We start from the raw sequence: 18,765 nt of genomic DNA, 5'->3' as shown, positions 1-18,765 counted from the left end.
GGATCGGACCTCATGGACCTGCTGAACACGCTGGTGGACAAGGGGCTTCGGCGCGAGCTGCCGACCCGCGAGGAAGCTCTCGCCGTACTCGCCACCTCCGACGACGACCTGCTCGATGTGGTGGCCGCGGCCGGCAAGGTGCGCCGGCGCTGGTTCGGCCGGCGCGTGAAACTGAACTACCTGGTGAACCTCAAGTCCGGCTTGTGCCCCGAGGACTGCTCCTACTGCTCCCAGCGGCTCGGCTCCACGGCCGGGATCCTGAAGTACACCTGGCTCAAGCCCGGCGAGGCCTCCGAGGCCGCCGCCGCGGGCCTGGCGGGGGGCGCCAAGCGGGTCTGTCTGGTGGCGTCCGGGCGCGGCCCGACGGACCGGGACGTGGACCGGGTCTCCGAGACCATCAAGGCCATCAAGGACCAGAACGAGGGCGTCGAGGTGTGCGCCTGTCTGGGCCTGCTCTCCGACGGCCAGGCCGAGCGGCTGCGCGAGGCCGGTGCCGACGCGTACAACCACAACCTCAACACCTCCGAGGCCACGTACGGGGACATCACGACGACCCACACGTACGCCGACCGGGTGGACACGGTGCACAAGGCGCACGCGGCCGGTCTGTCCGCCTGCTCCGGTCTGATCGCCGGCATGGGTGAGAGCGACGAGGACCTGGTCGACGTCGTGTACTCGCTGCGCGAGCTGGACCCCGACTCCGTTCCGGTGAACTTCCTCATCCCGTTCGAGGGCACACCGCTGGCCAAGGAGTGGAACCTCTCCCCGCAGCGCTGCCTGCGCATCCTCGCGATGGTCCGGTTCGTCTGCCCGGACGTGGAGGTGCGCATCGCGGGCGGCCGTGAGGTCCACCTGCGCACGATGCAGCCCCTCGCGCTGAACCTGGCCAACTCCATCTTCCTGGGCGACTACCTCACCAGCGAGGGCCAGGCCGGCAAGGCCGACCTGGAGATGATCGCGGACGCCGGCTTCGAGGTGGAGGGCTCCGACCAGGTGACGCTGCCCGAGCACCGGGCGTCCGTCGGGGGCGGCTGCGGCTCCCACGCGCAGGCGGGCTGCGGATCGGACAGTGACGCGGGCTGCGGGTCGCACGGTGACGCGGGCTGCGGCTCGCGCGCGCAGGCCGGTGGCGGGGCCGAGGCGGAGGGCGGGTGCGGGTCGCACGTGGGCGGCGGGGTGTGCGGTACGGCGTCCGTGCCGGCCGCGGCCGAACCGCGCACCGACCTGGTGGCCGTGCGCCGCCGGGGCGCCGGAACGGATCTCGCGCCCAATGCCTGATCCGCACGACGTGCCCGGCCTGCCGGACCGGCCCGGTCTGCCGGACCGGCCCGTCCTGAGCGTGCCCGAGCTGCTGGACCTGGACCGGCGGCACGTGTGGCATCCGTACGGCCCGATGCCCGGACGGACCGAACCGCTCGTCGTCCAGTCTGCGAGCGGGGTCCGGCTCACGCTCGCCGACGGTTCGGGCGAACTGGTCGACGGCATGTCGTCCTGGTGGTCGGCGATCCACGGCTACAACCACCCCGTGCTCAACGAGGCCGTGCGCGAGCAGCTGGGGCGGATGAGCCATGTGATGTTCGGCGGGCTCACCCACGAGCCCGCCGTGCGACTGGCGAAGCTCCTTGTCGACATGTCACCTGACGGACTGGAGCATGTGTTCCTCGCCGACTCCGGCTCGGTGTCCGTCGAGGTCGCGGTGAAGATGTGCCTGCAGTACTGGCGCTCGCTCGGCCGGCCCGGCAAGCAGCGGCTGCTGACCTGGCGGGGCGGCTACCACGGGGACACCTGGAACCCGATGTCGGTGTGCGACCCCGAGGGCGGGATGCACGAGCTGTGGACCGGGGTGCTGCCCCGTCAGGTGTTCGCGGACGCGCCGCCCGCCGAGTACGAGGAGTCGTACGCGGAGCATCTGCGGTCGGCGATCGAACGGCACGCGGACGACCTGGCCGCGGTCATCGTCGAGCCGGTGGTGCAGGGCGCGGGCGGGATGCGGTTCCACTCCCCCGCGTATCTGCGGGTGCTGCGCGAGGCGTGCGACGCGTACGACGTGCTGCTGGTGTTCGACGAGATCGCGACCGGTTTCGGCCGCACGGGCGAGTTGTTCGCGGCCGGGCACGCGGGCGTGACTCCGGACGTCATGTGTGTCGGCAAGGCGCTGACCGGCGGCTATCTGACGATGGCCGCGACCCTGTGCACGTCGCGCGTGGCCGACGGGATCTCGCGGGGCGAGGTGCCGGTCCTCGCCCACGGTCCGACGTTCATGGGCAATCCGCTGGCGGCCGCCGTGGCGTGCGCGTCCCTCGAACTGCTGCTCGGGCAGGACTGGCGTGCGGAGGTCCGGCGGATCGAGGCGGGCCTGCGGGAAGGGCTGGCTCCGGCCGCCGCCCTGCCGGGGGTGAAGGACGTCCGTGTCCTGGGTGCCATCGGCGTCGTCCAGCTCGACCACGAGGTGGACGTGGCCGCGGCCACCCGGGCGGCCGTGCGGGAGGGCGTGTGGCTGCGTCCGTTCCGCGATCTGGTCTACACGATGCCGCCGTACGTCACGGGTGACGAGGACGTGGCACGGATCGCGCGCGCGGTGTGCGCCGCGGCGCTGGAGGGATGACATGCCGGTACTGGTGATCACGGGGACGGGCACGGAGGTCGGCAAGACGGTCGTGACGGCGGCCGTCGCCACGGCGGCGCTGGCGGCCGGGCGTTCGGTGGCCGTGCTGAAGCCCGCGCAGACGGGGGTGGGACCGAGTGAGCGCGGGGACGCCGACGAGGTCGCGCGGCTCGCGGGCCCGGTGACCACCGCCGAACTGGCCCGCTACCCCGAGCCGTTGGCTCCGGGTACGGCCGCCCGGCGGGCCGGGATGGCACCGGTGCGCCCCGGTGACGTGGCCGAGGCCGCGGCCAAGCTGGCCACCGAGCACGATCTGGTGCTGGTGGAGGGGGCGGGCGGACTGCTCGTCCGGTTCGACGCGGTGGGCGGCACGCTGGCGGACGCGGCGCAGTTGCTCGGTGCGCCGGTGCTGGTCGTGGCACCGGCCGGGCTCGGCACCCTCAATTCCACCGAGCTGACGGCTCGCGAGCTGCGGGCGCGGGGGGTGGAGTTGGCCGGTGTCGTGATCGGCAGCTGGCCCGAGTCCCCGGACCTGGCGTCCCGCTGCAACGTGACGGACCTTCCCGTGGTGTCCGACGCTCCTCTCCTCGGTGCGATTCCCTCCGGGGTGGGCGGGGTGGATCCTGGCGCGTTCCGTGCGGCGGCGCGGGGGTGGGTGGCGCCGCGGCTGGATGGGGTGTGGGATGCGGAGGCGTTTCGGGCGGGGGTGGCTTCTTAGGGGGCGGGGTAGCGCCGTTGGGGTGAATGCCGTGGCTTTGGTGCGGGGGTGTGGGGGCTGGGCGCGCAGTTCCCCACGCCCCTAGGGAGTTGTCGGCGGGGTACGCCGGAGGGGGGACCGGGGTACGGGGTGGACGGCCGGGTGCGGGGGTGTGGGGGTGTGGGGGTGTGGGGGCTGATCGCGCAGTTCCCCGCGCCCCTAGGGAGTTGTCGGCGGGGCACGCCGGAGGGGGACCGGGGTGCCAGCCGGTCGGCCGGGGGCGGGGGTATGGGGGCTGGGCGCGCAGTTCCTCGCGCTCATAGGGGGTTGGAATTGGGGGTGTTTCAGGGGGTTTCGGGGGGCAATTGGTGGGGGAGCGTTCTCCGGGAGGGGAGGTTGCCATGCGGTTGTCGTCGGGGCGGGCTGGGAAGGGTGAGCGGCGGGCCGTTCATCATCCGGTCTTCGCCCGGTACTACGCACGGATCAGCGTCGGTGCCGAGACGCGGTTCGGGATGGCCGGGCTGCGGGAGCGGCTGCTCGCGGGGCTGTCCGGGCGGGTGATCGAGATCGGCGCGGGCAACGGGCTGAACTTCGCCCACTATCCGGCGGACGTCGCGGAGGTCGTGGCGATCGAACCGGAGCCGCTGCTCAGGCAGTTGGCGCTGGAGTCCGCGCTGCGTGCCGAGGTGCCGGTGGACGTGGTGCCGGGGACCGCGGAGGCACTCCCGGTCAAGAGCGAGGCCTTCGACGCGGCCGTGCTGTCGCTGGTGCTGTGCAGTGTGCGGGACGTGGAGCGGGCGCTCGGCGAGGTGCGGCGGGTGCTGAAGCCGGGCGGCCAGGTGCGGTTCTTCGAGCACGGCCGGGGTGGCGGCCCCGTGATGGCACTGACGCAGCGCGCCCTGGACCGCACGCTCTGGCCCGTGGTGAGCGGCGGCTGCCATCTGGCCCGCGATCCGGTCGCCGCGCTGCGCCGGGCCGGCTTCGAACTCGGTCCACTGCGGCAGGTGCTGGTACCGGAGAAGGGGCCTGTGCTGCCCAGTTCATTCTGCACGCTCGGCACCGCCTGGCGGCCTGCCGCCTGAGCCGGCGCCCCCGGCGCGCGGGCACGGAAGGTGCCCCTTACACGCTGTACGCCTCCTCGGCCCCAGGGCGGATTCCCGATGTGGGCCCGGTCACACTAGGCTCGGCCGGGACCACGGTGCCGGGACGTCGAGGAGACCGGGAGGCGCCTTGTACACAGCTGCTGCGAACGACGTGCCGGGCGGTGCCGGCGGTGGCGGAACCGCGGCCCGCGCCCGCGGCCTGACCAAGGCGTACGGCTCGGGCGAGACCGCCGTACTCGCCCTGGACTCGGTGGACGTGGAGATCGCGCGCGGCCGTTTCACCGCCGTGATGGGCCCGTCCGGCTCCGGCAAGTCCACGCTGATGCACTGTCTGGCGGGCCTCGACACCGTCTCGGCCGGTCAGGTGTGGCTCGGCGACACCGAGATCACGGGGCTGAAGGACCGGGAGCTGACCCGGCTGCGGCGGGACCGGATCGGGTTCATGTTCCAGTCGTTCAACCTCATCCCGACACTGAACGCGGCCGAGAACATCACCCTGCCGATGGACATCGCGGGCGCCAGGCCGGACCGGCAGTGGCTGGACCAGGTCATCGACACACTCGGGCTGCGCGACCGGCTCACGCACCGCCCCGCCCAGCTGTCGGGCGGTCAGCAGCAGCGCGTGGCCTGTGCGCGGGCGCTGGCCTCCCGGCCCGAGCTGATCTTCGCCGACGAACCCACCGGCAACCTGGACTCGCGGGCCGGTCTGGAGGTACTGGGCTTTCTGCGCGCCGCCGTGGACGACCTCGGCCAGAGCGTCGTCATGGTCACCCACGACCCGGGCGCCGCCGCCCACTCCGACCTGGTGCTCTTCCTCGCCGACGGCAGGATCGTGGACCGCATGGAGCAGCCGACGGCACAGGCCGTGCTGGAGCGGATGAAGGCGTTCGACGTGGTGCGGGGCCGGCTCGGCGACGACACCCTGGCGCCGGAGGACTGACCCGTGCTCAGGGCGACCCTGCGGAGTTTCCTGGCGCACAAGGGCCGGCTGGCGCTGTCGGCGCTGGCCGTAGTGCTGTCCGTGGCGTTCGTCGCGGGCAGCCTGATCTTCTCCGACACCGTCACCCGCACCTTCGACCGGCTGTTCGCCTCGACCTCCGCCGATGTGACGGTCGAGCCGAAGGAGGACCTCACCTCCCCCGTGCCGACCGGTGTCGTCCAGAGCGTGCCCGCCGCGCTCCGGGACCAGGTCGTGAAGGTCGACGGGGTCGCGGCGGCCCATGCCGACGTGTCGGTGCAGAACGTCGTGGTGGTCGACAGCCGCAACAGGTCCGTCGGCCCGACCACCGGCGCGCCCACCATCGCCACCTCCTGGTACGTGACCCACCGCAGCCCGGTGAAGCTGACCTCCGGTCACGCGCCGCACGGCGCCGGACAGGCCCTGCTCGACGCGGACACGGCGGACAAGAAGCACGTACGGATCGGCGACACGCTGACGGTGCAGGCACAGCCGGGCACCTTCCGGGTCAGGGTCGTCGGCATCGCCACCTTCACCACCACCAACCCGGGCGCGGCCCTCGTCTTCCTCGACCCGGCGGTGGCGGGCGAGCGGCTGCTCGGTTCGGCCGCGCGGGCCACGAGCATCTCGGTGGACGCGGCCAAGGGCGTCACGGACACCGAGCTGAAGCAACGGATCGCCGCGGCGATCGGCACCGGCGGTGGCACCGGCACCGGCAGGTACGACCTGAAGACGTCCGACGAGCAGGCGAAGTCGGCGGCGGCCGATCTCGGCGGGTTCCTGGACGTGATCAAGTACGTGATGCTGGGCTTCGCCGGTGTCGCCGTTCTGGTCGGCGTGTTCCTGATCGTCAACACCTTCTCCATGCTGATCGCGCAGCGCACCCGTGAACTCGGGCTGCTGCGGGCACTGGGCGCCGACCGGCGGCAGGTGCGGCGCTCCGTGCTCACGGAGGCGCTGCTGCTCGGGCTCGTCGGCTCGACGCTGGGTCTCGCGGCCGGGATCGGGCTGGCGGTCGCGCTGATCCGGCTGATGAGCGCGTTCGGGATGAACCTGAAGGCCACGGAGATGGCGATCAGTTGGGGAACGCCGGTCGCGTCGTACGTCGTCGGCGTGGGCGTCACCTTCGTCGCCGCCTATCTGCCGGCGCGGCGCGCGGCGGGCGTCTCGCCGATGGCGGCGCTCGCGGACGCCGAAGTCGCCGGTGTGGGCAAGCCGTTGACGGTGCGGGCGGTCGTCTGGGCCGTGGTCGGGGCGGCGGGTGCGACCGCGCTCGCGGGATGCGCGGCGGCCACGAAGGCCGGCCAGGCGGGTTCGCTGCTGGCGCTCGGCGTGGTGCTGACGCTGATCGCGACCGTCATCGCCGGGCCGCTGCTGGTGCGGCCCGTGATCCGCGTCCTGGGCGGTGCGTTCCCGGCGGTGTTCGGTCCGGTCGGGCGGATGAGCCAGCGCAATGCCCTGCGCAATCCGCGCCGCACCGGCGCCACCGCGTCCGCGCTGATGGTGGGACTCGCGCTGGTCGGCGGGTTGTCGGTGGCGAGCGCGTCCATGTCCGCCTCGCTCGACCGCAGGATCGACCAGACGCTCGGGGCCGACTACATCGTCCAGGGCGCCAACCTCACCCCGTTCACGAAGGAACTCGACGACGCCGTGAGCGGCACGCCGGGTGTCGGGCTCGTCGTCCGGCAGCGGATCACCGCGATCGCGCTGCGGTTGCCGGACGGCGAGCGCGTCAGGACCGCGGCCTCCGGGTACGGGCCCCGTCTCGACGACGTCGCCCATCTCACCTACGCGCAGGGCGACTCGGCGGCGGCGCTGGCGGACGGGCACCTCGCGATGGACGCCGGTTTCGCGAAGGACCACAAGGTGCGGGTCGGCAGTGTGCTGCCGGTCGAGTTCCCGGGCGCCCGCCAGGTGCGGCTCACGGTCGGCGCCCTCACCGACCAGGGCACCTCCGACGGCTTCGGCCCGCAGGGCGGCGTCTTCCTCGGCATGGCGACGCTGGACACGTACGTACCCGGCGGACAGGACTCCGCCCTCTACGTCAACGCCTCCCCCGGCACGAACCCGAAGGACCTGCGCCCCCGTCTGGAGCGGGCGCTGAAGCCGTACCCGCAGGTCCAGGTGCGCGACCAGGCCGACTACAAGAAGCTGGTGCACGACCAGATCGCCGTCCTGCTCTACCTCGTCTACGCGCTGCTCGGGCTCGCGATCGTCATCGCCGTACTGGGTGTGGTCAACACCCTCGCGCTGTCGGTGGTCGAGCGCACCCGGGAGATCGGGATGCTCCGCGCGATCGGGCTCGGCAGGCGGCAGTTGCGCCGGATGATCCGTCTGGAGTCGGTGGTGATCGCGGTGTTCGGCGCGGTCCTGGGACTGGGGCTGGGTCTGGTGTGGGGCGTGTGCACGCAGCAGGTGCTGGCCCTGCGCGGCCTGACCTCGCTCGCGATCCCCTGGGGCACCGTCGTGGTCGTGGTGATCGGCTCGGCGGTGGTGGGCGTCGTCGCGGCCCTGCTGCCCGCGTCGCGGGCGTCGCGGATGAACGTCCTGGCGGCGATCGCGCACGAGTGAGACCCGGCAGTGAGACCCGGCGGGTCGAAGCGGTGCCGGAGGACCGCTCGCGTGGTGGACTGGACGTCGAGGATCAAGTCGCCCGCCACATCGGAGAGTTCATGTCGCGTCCGTTCCGCTTCGGGGTCAATCTGCTCACGCCCGCGCCCGCCGCCGAGTGGCGGGCGAAGTGCCGTCGCGCCGAGGAACTCGGATACGACGTGATCCTGGTCCCGGACCACCTCGGCATGATCGCGCCGTTCCCCGCGCTGGTCGCGGCGGCCGAGGCGACCGAGCGGCCCCGGCTCGGCACGCTCGTCCTCAACGCCGGTTTCTGGAACCCCGCGTTGCTGGCCCGGGAGGTCGCGACCACCGACGCGCTGACCGCCGGCCGCCTGGAACTGGGCCTCGGCACCGGATACGTACAGGCCGAACACGAGACGGCCGGTCTGCCCTTCGGCACCCCGCGCGAGCGGGTGGACCATCTGCGGCACATGGTGGAGGAGCTGGAGCGGCTGCTCGGCTCCCCGGAGTACGAGCCGCGTCCGGCGCAGCGCCGGGTGCCGCTGCTGATCGGCGGTGACGGCGAGCGGACGCTGCGGCTGAGCGCCGAGCACGCGGACGTCGTCGGCTTCACCGGGGCGCGGATGGTTCCGGGGAGCACGACGGGCAAGCTGGAGCCGGTGAGCGCCGAGGAGGTGGACCGGCGCGTGGCCCGTTACCGGGAGCTGGCGGCGGGCCGGGCCGAGCCGGCGGAGCTGAACATGCTGCTGCAGCTCGTGGCCGTCACCGACACCCCCGAGGTCGCGCTCGAGCCGCTGCTGGAGCGCCAGCCCCAGCTGACCCTGGAGCAGGCGCTGGACCTGCCCATCGTGCTGGCCGGCCCCCTGGAGGACGTCGTCGCCCGTGTACGGGCGCTGCGTGCGCGCTTCGGGTTCTCGTACCTGACCGTCCTGGAGCCGTTCATGGAGGCGTTCGCGCCGGTCATGGAACGGCTGCGGGAGGAGGAGGCCGCATGAGGGCGCGGCGCTGGTCCCGGTGAGCGCTGGTCTCCGGGGAGCGCTGGTGCCTAGGGAGTGCTGGTGCCAGGGAGTGCTGGTTCCGGGAGCGGAATCCGCTGGCACGGGGAGCGAAATCCGCCGGTTCGGGGAGCGAAATCCGCTGGCCCGGCGGTCGGACGCTCTGCTTGGCTCGCTCCATGAGCGACCTCCGCATCCGCCGCGCCACCCTCCCGGACATCGACAGCGTGCTGCTGTTCTGGCGTGAGGCCGCGGAAGGAACAAGCATCAGCGACGACCCCGACGGCATGACCCGGCTCGTCACGACCGAGCCCGAGGCCCTCCTCCTCGCCGAGCGTGACGGCGTCCTGGTGGGCACGGTCATCGCCGGGTTCGACGGGTGGCGCTGCTCCGTCTACCGGCTGGCCGTGCATCCGGACCACCGCCGGCAGGGCGTCGCCACCGCCCTGCTGCGGGCGACGGAGGAGAGGTTCGCGGCGCTGGGCGGCCGGCGCGTGGACGCGATGGTGCTGGAGGCCAACGAGCGGGCCCACCACACCTGGGCGGCGGCCGGCTACCACCGCGAGGACCACTGGCGGCGCTGGGTGAAGCCCCTCACGGACTGAACCCCGAAAGCTGGACTCCGAAAGCTGGACTCCGCGCAACTGGACCCCGAAAACTGGCCCCCTACAACTGGCCCCCGAAAAGCGCTTTACTCATCCTTTACCATTGAGGGACCGTCCCGCCCTCGATGAAAGGTCGTGAGCGTCCACCCATGGACGAACCTCCCCGACACCGTCCCCGACACCGCGCGTCGCGCCCCGCCTTGTCCGATCATGGGACAGGGGTGACCCGATGACCGAAGTACTGCTCCTCCTGGTGGCGATCCTGCTGTCGTTCGCCTGCGGTGCCTTCGTGGCGGCGGAGTTCTCGCTCACCACGGTCGACCGCGGCGAGCTGGACCGGGCCGTCGCACGGGGCGAGCGGGGCGCGGCGGGCGCGCGGAAGGCCGTACGGAACCTGACCTTCCAGCTCTCCGGCGCCCAGCTCGGCATCACGGTCACCAACCTGGTGGTCGGCATGCTCGCCGAGCCGTCGATCGCGCGTCTCCTGTCCGGGCCGTTCCAGGCGCTGGGCCTGTCACCAGACGTGGCGACCACGATCGCGCTGGTCCTGGGCACGGCCCTGTCGACGGTGTTCCTGATGGTCGTGGGCGAGCTGGTGCCCAAGAACTGGGCGATCTCCTCGCCGCTGGCGGTGGCCAAACGGGTCGGCACCCCGCAGCGCTGGTTCAGCGCCGCCTTCCGCCCCTTCATCACACATCTCAACAACACGGCGAACCGGCTCGTACGACGATTCGGCATCGAGCCCGCCGAGGAGCTGGCCTCCGCGCGCGGGCCGCAGGAACTGGTGGCCCTGGCCCGGCACTCCGCGAAGGAGGGGGCGTTGGAGGCCGACACCGCCGAGCTGTTCGTCCGGACGCTGAACCTGGCCGATCTGACCGCGGAGAACGTGATGACCCCGCGCGTCCAGGTCGTCGCCCTCGACACCCAGGCCACCTGCGAGGACGTGGCGAACGCGACCCGGGCGACGGGCCTGTCCCGGTTCCCGGTCCACCGCGGCGGCCTGGACGCGGTCGTCGGCGTCGCCCACATCAAGGACGTCCTGGCGCTGCCCGCCGAGGAGCGGCCCGTCCGCTCCGTCACCCAGGTGATGCGCGAGCCTCTGCTGGTTCCCGAGTCCCTGACCGTCGACCGGCTGCTGGACCGGCTGTCCGGCAAGCGGACGATGGCCGTCGTCATCGACGAGTACGGCGGTACGGCGGGCGTGGCGACCCTGGAGGACATCGTCGAGGAGGTCGTCGGCGAGGTGCGCGACGAGCACGACCCGCACGAGACGCCCGACCTGGCGCCCGCCGGATCCGACGGCGACGGCCGGGCCCTGTACTCGGCCGACGGCGCCGCCCGCACGGACCAGCTCGCGCGCGTGGGCCTGCGGGTGCCCGAGGGGCCGTACGAGACGCTGGCCGGGCTGGTCGCGACCGAGCTGGGCCGCATACCGGAGACCGGGGACACGGTCGAGGTCGCCGGCTGGCGACTGGACGTGGTGGACGCATCCGGGCGCCGGGCGGCGCGCGTACGGCTGCACGCGCCGCTGGACGACGCGCAGGGCGGCGGCGAGCGGGGCAGTGACGCGCCGGGCGGCGATGAGCGGGGCGGGGACGCGCCGGGCGGCGATAAGCGGGGCGGGGACGACTCGCGAACGGAGGGGGCGCGATGACCGTCGTCCAGTTGCTGATCGGTGTCGCGACCCTCGTCGTGAACGCCTTCTTCGTGGGTGCCGAGTTCGCGCTGATCTCGGTGCGCCGCTCACAGATCGAGCCGCTCGCGCAGGAGGGCGACCGGCGGGCGAAGCGCGTGCTGTGGGGTCTGGAGCACGTGTCCGCGCTGCTGGCCGCCGCCCAGCTCGGCATCACGCTGTGCACGCTGGTGCTGGGCGTCGTCGCGGAGCCGGCCATCGCGCATCTGCTGGAGCCGGTGTTCCACGCGGTCGGGGTGTCCGAGCGCGCGGGTCACGCGGTGTCGTTCGTGATCGCGCTGGGCCTGGCGACCTATCTGCACATGCTGCTGGGCGAGATGGTGCCCAAGAACATCGCGCTCGCCGAACCCGTGCGCAGTGCGCTGCTGCTCGGCCCTCCCCTGGTCGACCTGTCCCGGGCCCTGCGTCCGGTGATCTTCGCGGTCAACACCTTCGCGAACGGGCTGCTGAAACTGCTCAAGGTGGAGGCCAGGAGCGAGGTCGCGGCGACGTTCTCGGACACCGAGCTCGCCGAGATCGTCCGGGACGCGGGCCAGGCAGGCCTGATCGACGGCCGGGCGCAGGAACGGCTGCGCGACGCCCTGGAGCTGGGCAGCCGGCCCGTGCGGGACGTCGTCGTACCCCTGGAACGCGTGGTCTACGCGCGCGTGGGCGTCACCCCCGAACAGCTGGAGGGGCTGTCGGCCGAGTCGGGCTTCTCCCGGTTCCCCGTGGTCGACGTGGGCCGCCGGATCGTGGGCTACCTGCACGTCAAGGACGCACTGGACGCCTCGCCCCGGGACATGCCGTTCCGGCTGCGCGACATGCGCCCCATCGCGCGCGTACGCGAGAGCACCCCGCTGGACGACGTACTCACCGCGATGCGGGGCAGCCGCACGCACCTCGCGGCCGTGATCGGCGACGACGGCCGGCTGGCCGGGCTGGTGACCATGGAGAACATCCTGCGAGAGCTGTTCGGACAACCGGCGTGAGGGCACCTCCGGGGGATGCGGATGGAACGGAGTGGCCGGGTGCTGGGGGGGTGACCGGCCGGGGATCGGCGACCGGGGTGACCGGCCGCGGTGACCAAACGGGGGTGGCCAACCGGGGTGACCGACCGATGGGTATGGCGCCGGGATACCATCGCTGTCGCCATGCAGACGAACTCCACATCTCCCGCGCCTCCCCCGCACACCAGCCTGGTCGCCGTCGGCGACTCCTTCACCGAGGGCATGTCGGACCTGCGGCCCGACGGCTCGTACCGGGGCTGGGCCGACCTCCTCGCCGCACGGATGGCCACCCGCACGCCGGGCTTCCGGTACGCGAACCTCGCCGTGCGCGGGAAGCTCATCGGGCAGATCGTCGACGAGCAGGTGGACGTGGCCGCCGCGATGAACGCCGACGTGATCACGCTCGTCGGCGGCCTCAACGACACGCTGCGGCCCAAGTGCGACATGGGCCGGGTGAAGGGGCTGCTGACGGAGGCCGTGGAACGTCTCGCGCCCAGCTGCGAGCAGCTCGTGCTGATGCGCAGTCCGGGCCGCCAGGGCCCGGTCCTGGAACGGTTCCGGCCGCGCATGGAGGAACTGTTCGCCTGTGTCGACGAGCTGGCCGCGCGGCACGGCGCCGTGGTCGTCGACCTGTACGGGGCGCGCTCGCTGGGCGACCCGCGGCTGTGGGACGTGGACCGGCTGCATCTGACGGCCGAGGGCCACCGCCGGGTCGCGGAGGCGGTGTGGCAGTCGCTCGGCTACGAGCCCGAGGACACCGAGTGGCGCACGCCGATGCCGGCCACGCCGCCGCCGGGCTGGGCGGCCCGGCGCGCCGCGGACGCGCGCTTCGCCCGCGAGCACCTGCTGCCCTGGATGGGCCGCCGCCTGACCGGCCGCTCCTCCGGAGACGGGCGCCCGCCCAAGCGCCCGGAGCTGCTGCCGTACAAGGGGCGGGCGTAGCTGCCCTGCGCCGAGGCAGCCGTGGCCGGCGTGCGAGGGGGCGGCGCGACGGTGCCGGATCTGGTGAGCGGGCCGGAGCGGGCCGCGTGACATGGCTCTCGTAGCTTCCGCCGAACAACCCTCTGGCGCTGGCCTGCACAAATCGCCAGTAGAACCTGGACGCTGTTCTACGACCGATCACATATGTGCTGTTCCGAGGACATGTCGCATGGACAACGGCAGCTCCTGTCTTACCATTTCTCACACAGGGGCTTTTTGATCTCCCCGTGGAAGCTGTCCCACGCCTGCGCCGCAGCCCTCATGTCCTCAACGTCCACGTGCACGTACTTCCTCTTTGTGAAGCTGGCGTTCGTATGGCGGCCCACGCCGCGAGGATGTGGTCTGGCACCCCGTTGTTCGCCAGGTACGACAGGCAGGAGTGCCGGGCGTCGCACAGCCGGACCCGCCGCGTCTCCAGCTCACGCATGAGCCGGTACGCGTGCTCACGCATGAGCCGGTACGCGTGCTCGCGCAGGTGCCGGGTGTTCCTCGGTATCCCGGGCTGGTCGACGACGACGTACCCCGACTCGGTGTAGCCCTCGCCAGCGGCCAGCCTCTCGCGGGCCTGGCAGGCGCGGAACTTCCTCAGCGCATCCACGACGGGCCCAGGCAGCGGCAGTACACGCTCACCAGCCGCGGTCTTGGCGTCCTTCTCCAGCACCTGCACGTTCCCGATCATGGTGCGAGTGTTCGTCATCTCCAGAGTGGCGAGCTTCATGTCGAGGTCCGACCAGCGCAGGCCGACGACTTCGGCCGGCCGCAGGCCCATCAGGGACAGCAGGAGCGGCGCGCACGGGCGGTCCCGCTCGATACCGGCGATGAACCTCTGCACCTCGGGGACGGTCCACGGCCTGGCTTTGGGGCGCTCGCGCTTGTCTGTCTTCTTGTCAGCGAGGCTGACGCGCACGTACTGCGCAGGGCTGGTCGGGATCAGCTTGCGCACCACAGCACCACAGCACCACAGCACCACAGCCCGTCCGAGCGCCTCCTTCAGTCGGATAAGGACGCCCTCGGCGGTGGACACGGCGAGCCGGGTACCAGCCTGCCCACCCTTGCGGCAGCCGTTGGCGACGATGTCATCGACGCAGTCCCTAGGGCTCGCAGAGAATCAAGGTGTTGATTCCGTGGATCTGGCTCGTTGATGTGGTATAGGCATATCGCAGGAGACTCGAGATCAACTCGCCGTGAGATTTGCGGTGTTGTTCCCGCACTTGGACGAGCGTCAGCGCCGCCTGCTGATGGGGGCCGAGGCCCGGATCCTGGGGCACGGCGGGATCCGGGCTGTCGCGCGGGCGGCCGACGTCAGCGAGACCACCGTCCGCAACGGCGTCGACGAGCTGGAAGCGGGTGCGGAGCCGCTGGGTCGGGTCCGCCGCCCCGGCGGCGGACGCAAGAGGGCCGCCGCAGTGGATCCGGGGCTGCGACCTGCGCTGTTGACGCTGGTCGAGCCGGATATGCGCGGGGATCCGATGTCGCCGCTGCGCTGGACGACGAAGTCGACACGCAAACTCGCCGACGAACTCACCCGGCAAGGCCACCGCGTCTGTGCGGATACCGTCGGTGACCTGCTGCGTGAGGAGGGCTTCAGCCTGCAGGCCAACGCCAAGACGATCGAGGGCAGCCAGCACCCGGACCGCGACGCGCAGTTCCGTTACATCAACGAACAAGCCCGCGACCACCGGGACGCCGGGGACCCGGTGATCAGCGTGGACACCAAGAAGAAAGAGCTGGTCGGGCAGTACAAGAACGCCGGGCACGAGTGGCAGCCCGCAGGAGAGCCGGTGAAGGTCAAGACGCACGATTTCCTCGACCGCCAGGGGCCGGGCAAGGCGATCCCGTACGGGATCTACGACATCGCCGCGAACACCGGCTGGGTCAACGTCGGGTGCGACCACGACACCGCGGCCTTCGCTGTGGAATCGATCCGCCGCTGGTGGCACTCCCACGGACGGCACGACTACCCGCACGCCGCACGACTGCTGATCACCGCGGACGCCGGCGGATCCAACGGCCACCGCACCCGCGCCTGGAAGGCCGAACTCGCCGTTTTGGCCAGCGAGACTGGCCTGCAGATCACGGTCTGCCACATGCCTCCTGGCACTTCGAAGTGGAACAAAGTGGAGTTCGGCGACCACGGCCTCGGGCGAACGGCGGGCCGGGTGGGCGTAGATGGTGCTCGTCAGGGCGGTACGACCGGCCGCCGAGTGCGACAGGCGCTCCACCAGGGGCAGCGGGAGCCGCTGGGCGATGCCCCGCATCGTCAGCAGCAGACCGAAGGCGTACCGCCGCTCGGCCTCGCTCCAGAACCCGGCGGGGGAGAGAGCCGTGACGGACCGTACGAGCTTCTCGCGGCCGAGTTCCAGGGCCAGGAGGCCGCCCAGCGAGTTGCCGGCCACGTGCGGGCGGTCCAGCTCCAGCGCCTCGAAAAGGGCGCCGAGCGCGGTGTTCGTCGTGGGCAGGTCGTAGTCGAGGCCGTCGGGCAGGCCCGGGGACGCGCCGAAGCCCGGCAGGTCGACGGTGATCACCTCGCGCTCGGTCGCCAGGATGTCCACCACCGGGTCCCAGGCCTGCCGGTGATGGCCGATGCCGTGCAGCAGGACCAGCGGCTCACCGTGTCCCACGCGCGCGTAGGACACGGTCACGTCCTTCGGGCCGTGCGGACCGGGGACCGGGACCGGGAAGGAGACGGTGGCGGACACGACTGCTCCTCGGATGGGCTGCTGACGAATGCCGTAGACAGCTTGTCAGCAATTGCTACCAGCGGGTAGCCCCCATGGTGCCGCATGCCCGGATGCGGGGCTCCGGCGGGCCTTCGCACCGCCGGCCCCCCATTGTCCCGGCCTCAACGGGCCCGCCGCACCTCGAAGTTGAAGTCCGCGTGCCCGAAGCTCCGCATGAGGGTGAGCCACAGCGGAAGCAGCATTTCCACCGTGCGCGCCGACCGGATCCCGCCGAGGTCCAGCACCCGGTCCGCCGGCCAGCCGAACTCCCCGAGCAACTCGGTCACCTGCTGCTTGGCGCCGGCGTCCTCACCGCACACGAACAGGTTGTGCTCGCCCGGGACCCGGCCCGGATCCACCATCACCTGGCAGTTGACCGTGTTCAGCGTCTTCACCACGCGCGCGTGCGGGAAGGCGCGCTGGATCCGCTCGCCCACGCTGTCCGACTCCACCGGGTCCAGACGCACCTGATCGCCCTCGAACACCAGGGGATTGCTGACGTCCACGACGATCTTGCCGTCCAGGTTCTCCGCGCCCGCCGCCCGCAGCGCGTCGAGCGCCACCCGGCCGCCCACCGCGGTGAGCACCACGTCACCCGCGGCGGCTGCCTCCGCGAACGTCCCCGCGCGCGAGCGGCCCTCCGTCGCCATCGCCCACTCCCGCGCGACGGGGTTGTCCTTGGCACGCGAGCCCAGGATCACCTCGTAGCCCAGCTCCACGAGCCGGCCGGCCAGGGTGCGGCCCACCTCGCCCGTGCCCAGCACCGCGTACCGCATCGGTCACCTCCGGATCCCGGCCGCCGGCCACCGGCGGTCCGCGATCATTGTGGTCGGGGCCACCCTGCGGATGGGGCGATTCCGCCTGGACACGGCCTGGTGTGTCGGATGGGATGGAGCGGTGAGCGCCGACACCGTGACCGACGTGTTCGAAGAGAACCGGCCCCTCCTCATGGGAGTCGCCTACCGCATGCTCGGGCGGGTCGCCGACGCCGAGGACGTCGTCCAGGACGCGTGGCTGCGCTGGTCGCGCGCCGAGCGCACGGAGGTCCGCGAGCCGCGCGCCTATCTCGTGCGCATCACCACGCGGCTGGCCATCGACCGGCTGCGCCAGGTGCAGACGCGTGGCGAGGCCTACGTAGGCCCCTGGCTGCCCGAGCCGTACGTCACGGACTTCGGGGACACCGTCGCCGACACCGCCGACCGCGCCGTGCTCGCCGACTCCGTCTCCCTCGCGGTGCTCGTCGTCCTGGAGTCGCTGTCGCCGCTGGAGCGCGCCGTCTTCGTCCTGCGGGAGGCCTTCGGCTACCCGTTCGCCGAGATCGCCACCCTGCTCGACCGCGGCGAGGCGGCGGTACGGCAGCTCGCCTCGCGGGCCCGCCGGCACGTCGAGGAGCGCCGGCCGCGCTACGACGTCGACCCCGTCCGGCGCCGGGACCTGACCGAACGTTTCCTCGCCGCCGCGGCCGGGGGCGATCTCGACGGGCTGATGTCCCTGCTGGCCCCGGACGCCCGTCTCGTCGGCGACAGCGGAGGCAAGGCGAAGACTCCGCGGCGGGTCCTGGAGTCCGCCGACAAGGTGGGCCGCTTCCTGGTCGCGGTGGCCCCGCAGGGCGTGCAGGACGTGTCGGTGCGGCTCATCGAGATCAACGGCGGTGCCGCCGTGCTCGTCCTGTCCGGGGGCAAGCCGGACAGTGTCTTCCAGCTGGATGTCGTCGACGGCCGCGTCGCTACGGTCTACATCATGCGGAACCCCGACAAACTGGGTTCTCTCGCCGGCCTTTGAACCGGGCCGCCCGCACTCACCCGTACCCGCCCCACCCCTCCGCCCGTCCCACCCGTCACTCCGGTACCGAAGTCCTCGTCGTACGGCGAGGGCTTCGCCGCGATGTCACCTACGCGCGCGCGTACGAACGCCGTGTGAACGCTCCGCGGCGCGGCACGCCCAGGTCTCGTCAGGGATCGAGGATTGGTCTTGACCAAGGGTGAGGGGCGCCCTATGGTCGCACAGAAGTGCAACAACCTTTAATAAACAAGGGCGCTAAAAACCGCCGGACCACGGCTCTTGCGGAGGACAGGGTGGGGACCACCACGCAGCTGGAAACGGTGCCGGAACCGAAGTACTGGCATCTCAGGACCGTGCTCAGCGAGGCACTGGACTCGGAGTTCTCGGTCGGTGAGATCCTGCCGAACGAGCGCGACCTGGCCGCTCGCTTCGGCGTCGCCCGTGCCACGCTCCGTCAGGCCCTGGAGCAGCTGGAGCTGGAGGGCCGGCTGCAGCGCCGACGCGGGGTCGGCACGACAGTCGCTCCGCCGCGCGTGGGCGTGGCCGTCGGCTCCGAGCGGCACGTCTGGCCGGGGGCCGGCGAGGACGCCTGGCAGCCCATCGACTCCGAGCAGGCCGCGCCGCCCGCGGCCGTCGCGGCGGCCCTGGAGACCGGGACCGCCGAGGTGCACATCGTGCGTCGCTCCCGGATGTCCCACGGCCAGCGCGTCGCCACCGAGCTGGTCTACATCCCGGCCGCCGCGGTGCCCGACCTCACCTCGATAGACGCGCCGTCCGGCCCGGCACACGCGCGTGCGGTACTGCGCGAGCTGCAGCGCCTGGACCTCGACGGGCAGGACCGTGCCGTCGAGCTGGGCTCGGCCCGCGCGGACGACGCCAGGGACCTCGACCGGCTGCCCGGCTCGCCCGTCCTGGTCGTCACCACCCGCTTCTTCGCCGAGGGCCGCACCGCGGCGCTCTCCGTGGCGACGTACCGCGCCGACACCTGCCGGCTGACCTTCGGCGACTCGCCCGACGTCGAGATACACCACGACCCCGAGCGGCGGGCCTCCTGACGCCGTAG

The 18,765-nt window shown here is 72.1% G+C and carries 15 protein-coding genes and 2 pseudogenes; 14 read left to right on the top strand and 3 right to left on the bottom strand.

The genetic code is table 11. From position 1 onward, the window contains the following. Nucleotides 1-12 precede the first annotated feature (12 nt). The 11 genes from bioB to ACGFYV_RS31460 all read left to right on the top strand — a co-directional run bounded on the left by bioB (nt 13) and on the right by ACGFYV_RS31460 (nt 13,161). Nucleotides 13-1,278 carry a biotin synthase BioB gene (gene bioB / locus ACGFYV_RS31510; protein WP_393881920.1) on the top strand — a complete coding sequence of 422 codons (1,266 nt, stop codon included), beginning with the start codon at nt 13-15 and terminating at the stop codon, nt 1,276-1,278. After that, on the top strand, nt 1,271-2,605 hold the full coding sequence (locus ACGFYV_RS31505) for an adenosylmethionine--8-amino-7-oxononanoate transaminase (RefSeq protein ID WP_393881919.1): 1,335 nt from the start codon (nt 1,271-1,273) through the stop codon (nt 2,603-2,605). Before bioB ends, ACGFYV_RS31505 begins: the two co-directional genes overlap by 8 nt. A 1-nt stretch (nt 2,606) precedes the next feature. Continuing rightward, the gene (gene bioD, locus ACGFYV_RS31500) at nt 2,607-3,323 is read left to right on the top strand and encodes a dethiobiotin synthase (RefSeq protein WP_393881918.1); all 717 of its coding nucleotides are present in this window, start codon (nt 2,607-2,609) and stop codon (nt 3,321-3,323) included. A 380-nt stretch (nt 3,324-3,703) separates the two neighbouring features. Next, nucleotides 3,704-4,384 carry a class I SAM-dependent methyltransferase gene (locus ACGFYV_RS31495; protein ID WP_393881917.1) on the top strand — a complete coding sequence of 227 codons (681 nt, stop codon included), beginning with the start codon at nt 3,704-3,706 and terminating at the stop codon, nt 4,382-4,384. Nucleotides 4,385-4,532: 148 nt separating this feature from the next. Beyond that, nucleotides 4,533-5,345 carry an ABC transporter ATP-binding protein gene (locus ACGFYV_RS31490; protein ID WP_393881916.1) on the top strand — a complete coding sequence of 271 codons (813 nt, stop codon included), beginning with the start codon at nt 4,533-4,535 and terminating at the stop codon, nt 5,343-5,345. A 3-nt stretch (nt 5,346-5,348) separates the two neighbouring features. Further along, complete coding sequence (locus ACGFYV_RS31485; RefSeq protein ID WP_393881915.1) at nt 5,349-7,934, top strand: ABC transporter permease; 2,586 nt, start codon at nt 5,349-5,351, stop codon at nt 7,932-7,934. Nucleotides 7,935-8,035: 101 nt separating this feature from the next. After that, complete coding sequence (locus tag ACGFYV_RS31480) at nt 8,036-8,932, top strand: LLM class F420-dependent oxidoreductase (RefSeq protein ID WP_393881914.1); 897 nt, start codon at nt 8,036-8,038, stop codon at nt 8,930-8,932. Between the two features lie 179 nt (nt 8,933-9,111). Beyond that, entirely contained in the window at nt 9,112-9,537 is a 426-nt protein-coding gene (locus ACGFYV_RS31475; RefSeq protein WP_393881913.1) for a GNAT family N-acetyltransferase, read from the top strand. Nucleotides 9,538-9,766: 229 nt separating this feature from the next. Next, on the top strand, nt 9,767-11,191 hold the full coding sequence (locus ACGFYV_RS31470; RefSeq protein WP_393881912.1) for a hemolysin family protein: 1,425 nt from the start codon (nt 9,767-9,769) through the stop codon (nt 11,189-11,191). After that, nucleotides 11,188-12,201, top strand: coding sequence for a hemolysin family protein (locus ACGFYV_RS31465; protein WP_393881911.1), 1,014 nt, complete (start codon nt 11,188-11,190; stop codon nt 12,199-12,201). Before ACGFYV_RS31470 ends, ACGFYV_RS31465 begins: the two co-directional genes overlap by 4 nt. Nucleotides 12,202-12,363: 162 nt before the next feature. Beyond that, on the top strand, nt 12,364-13,161 hold the full coding sequence (locus tag ACGFYV_RS31460) for an SGNH/GDSL hydrolase family protein (protein WP_393881910.1): 798 nt from the start codon (nt 12,364-12,366) through the stop codon (nt 13,159-13,161). Nucleotides 13,162-13,459: 298 nt separating this feature from the next. Here ACGFYV_RS31460 and ACGFYV_RS31455 read toward each other — a convergent pair whose 3' ends face one another. Continuing rightward, nucleotides 13,460-14,224 (bottom strand): tyrosine-type recombinase/integrase, encoded by a 765-nt coding sequence (locus ACGFYV_RS31455; protein ID WP_393881909.1) that lies wholly within the window; start codon nt 14,222-14,224, stop codon nt 13,460-13,462. 214 nt (nt 14,225-14,438) lie between these two features. Here ACGFYV_RS31455 and ACGFYV_RS31450 point away from each other — a divergent pair. Then, nucleotides 14,439-15,323 (top strand): annotated as a pseudogene (locus ACGFYV_RS31450) (ISAzo13 family transposase); the annotation flags it as partial. Here ACGFYV_RS31450 and ACGFYV_RS31445 read toward each other — a convergent pair. Both ACGFYV_RS31445 and ACGFYV_RS31440 read right to left on the bottom strand, forming a co-directional pair. Then, nucleotides 15,324-15,899, bottom strand: a pseudogene (locus ACGFYV_RS31445) (alpha/beta fold hydrolase); the annotation flags it as partial. It abuts the pseudogene before it with no gap. A 143-nt stretch (nt 15,900-16,042) separates the two neighbouring features. Then, nucleotides 16,043-16,696: an NADPH-dependent F420 reductase gene (locus tag ACGFYV_RS31440; RefSeq protein WP_393881908.1), complete on the bottom strand. Its 654-nt coding sequence runs from the start codon at nt 16,694-16,696 to the stop codon at nt 16,043-16,045. A gap of 121 nt (nt 16,697-16,817) precedes the next feature. Between ACGFYV_RS31440 and ACGFYV_RS31435 the strand changes: the two genes are divergently transcribed. Next, entirely contained in the window at nt 16,818-17,702 is an 885-nt protein-coding gene (locus ACGFYV_RS31435) for an RNA polymerase sigma-70 factor (protein WP_393881907.1), read from the top strand. A 293-nt stretch (nt 17,703-17,995) separates the two neighbouring features. Beyond that, complete coding sequence (locus ACGFYV_RS31430; RefSeq protein ID WP_393881906.1) at nt 17,996-18,757, top strand: GntR family transcriptional regulator; 762 nt, start codon at nt 17,996-17,998, stop codon at nt 18,755-18,757. Nucleotides 18,758-18,765 lie beyond the last annotated feature (8 nt).

The sequence above is a fragment of the Streptomyces sp. NPDC048297 genome (genome assembly GCF_043201585.1).
Lineage (GTDB): Bacteria > Actinomycetota > Actinomycetes > Streptomycetales > Streptomycetaceae > Streptomyces.
Note: the sequence above shows the minus strand (reverse complement) of the source record. Positions and strands in the feature narration are given on the sequence as shown.

Excerpts from the sequence above, each read along its gene's own strand:
- bioB (WP_393881920.1), top strand. The coding sequence starts at position 13 with ATGGACCTGCTGAACACGCTGGTGGACAAGGGGCTTCGGCGCGAGCTG.
- ACGFYV_RS31505 (WP_393881919.1), top strand. The coding sequence starts at position 1,271 with ATGCCTGATCCGCACGACGTGCCCGGCCTGCCGGACCGGCCCGGTCTG.
- bioD (WP_393881918.1), top strand. The coding sequence starts at position 2,607 with ATGCCGGTACTGGTGATCACGGGGACGGGCACGGAGGTCGGCAAGACG.
- ACGFYV_RS31495 (WP_393881917.1), top strand. The coding sequence starts at position 3,704 with ATGCGGTTGTCGTCGGGGCGGGCTGGGAAGGGTGAGCGGCGGGCCGTT.
- ACGFYV_RS31480 (WP_393881914.1), top strand. The coding sequence starts at position 8,036 with ATGTCGCGTCCGTTCCGCTTCGGGGTCAATCTGCTCACGCCCGCGCCC.
- ACGFYV_RS31475 (WP_393881913.1), top strand. The coding sequence starts at position 9,112 with ATGAGCGACCTCCGCATCCGCCGCGCCACCCTCCCGGACATCGACAGC.
- ACGFYV_RS31470 (WP_393881912.1), top strand. The coding sequence starts at position 9,767 with ATGACCGAAGTACTGCTCCTCCTGGTGGCGATCCTGCTGTCGTTCGCC.
- ACGFYV_RS31465 (WP_393881911.1), top strand. The coding sequence starts at position 11,188 with ATGACCGTCGTCCAGTTGCTGATCGGTGTCGCGACCCTCGTCGTGAAC.
- ACGFYV_RS31460 (WP_393881910.1), top strand. The coding sequence starts at position 12,364 with ATGCAGACGAACTCCACATCTCCCGCGCCTCCCCCGCACACCAGCCTG.
- ACGFYV_RS31440 (WP_393881908.1), bottom strand. The coding sequence starts at position 16,696 with ATGCGGTACGCGGTGCTGGGCACGGGCGAGGTGGGCCGCACCCTGGCC.